The 1122-nt window shown below is 72.1% G+C and carries 2 protein-coding genes; one reads left to right on the top strand and one right to left on the bottom strand.

Annotated features, from left to right (window positions below; genetic code table 11):
• The first annotated feature begins 246 nt into the window (after positions 1-246).
• Positions 247-855 (top strand): response regulator, encoded by a 609-nt coding sequence (locus AC0CYZ_RS16300; RefSeq protein WP_472217160.1) that lies wholly within the window; start codon positions 247-249, stop codon positions 853-855.
• Positions 856-884: 29 nt separating this feature from the next.
• Here the strand turns inward: AC0CYZ_RS16300 and AC0CYZ_RS16295 are convergent.
• The coding region (locus tag AC0CYZ_RS16295) for a DUF1918 domain-containing protein (protein WP_472217159.1) at positions 885-1122 on the bottom strand (238 nt) is incomplete at its 5' end.

Here is a 1122-nt window from a genome sequence, read left to right as displayed (position 1 = left end):
TGGTCGTCCGCGATCACGGGACGGGCCTGCGGGCCCGCATGGCGCTCGAGGAGGGACACGGCCTGGACGGGCTACGGGCCCGGACCGAAGCCCTCGGCGGGACGCTCACGGTCACGGATCACCCCGCGGCCGGTGTCGAGGTCGAGGCCCGCCTCCCCCGACGGGCGACGCGGTGACCGCCGCCGCGGACGGGACGATCACGGTCGCCCTGGCCGACGACGACGAGCTCGTGCGGATGCCCTGCGGGTGCTGGTCCAGCGCGAGCCGGATCTGCACCTCGTCGGCGAGGCCACCGACGGACACGAGGCGTTGGCCCTCGTCCGGTCCCGGCGCCCCCGTGTCCTGCTGCTCGACCTGCAGATGCCCGGCCTGCACGGACTCGAGGTCCTCCGCGCCGTCACCGTCGACCCGGCGCTCGCCCACGTCCGGGTCGTCGTCGTCACCACGTTCGAGATCGACCACTACGTCCTCGAGGCGCTGCACGCCGGCGCCAGCGGGTTCCTGCTCAAGAGCAGGGTCCCCGCCGAGCTCGTGACGGCCGTCCGCGTCGTCGCGGGCGGGCAGGCGCTGCTCTCCCCGTCGGTGACGCGTCGGGTCATCACCCTGGTGGGACGTCGTGGCGACGGGCCCCGGGCCGGCCGTCAGGCCTGGGACACGCTCACCACCCGCGAGCGGGAGATGGTCGCCTGGGTGGCCACCGGCTGGTCCAACGAGGACATCGCCCGGGAGCTCGTCATCAGCCCCGACACCGTCCGCACCCACGTGAGCCGCGCGATGGTGAAGCTGGGCGCCCGTGATCGCGCCCAGCTCGTCGTGTTCGCCTACCGGGAGGGTCTGCCGCTGCCCGGTACGTGAGCCGCCCGGCAACACCTGATCGCCGACGCTCATGATGGCTGATCGTCCACCATGGTGATCTCGGTATCTGGCCCTGGGAACACCAGGCACGGATCCCGCCCCTCGAAGCGCACCAGGAAAGGACCGTCCTCGCCGCGCACTTCCACGATCGTGCCGACCCGATCAGCCTGATCAACTCGCCGGCCGTGTTGAATGATCCGGTCCCCGACGTTGCCGCGCATGCGAGCTCGCCTTCTTTCCTCCAACTCTGCCCAGCGCCCGAGCAAC

The organism is Actinomycetospora sp., from assembly GCF_055612215.1.
Note: the sequence above shows the minus strand (reverse complement) of the source record. Positions and strands in the feature narration are given on the sequence as shown.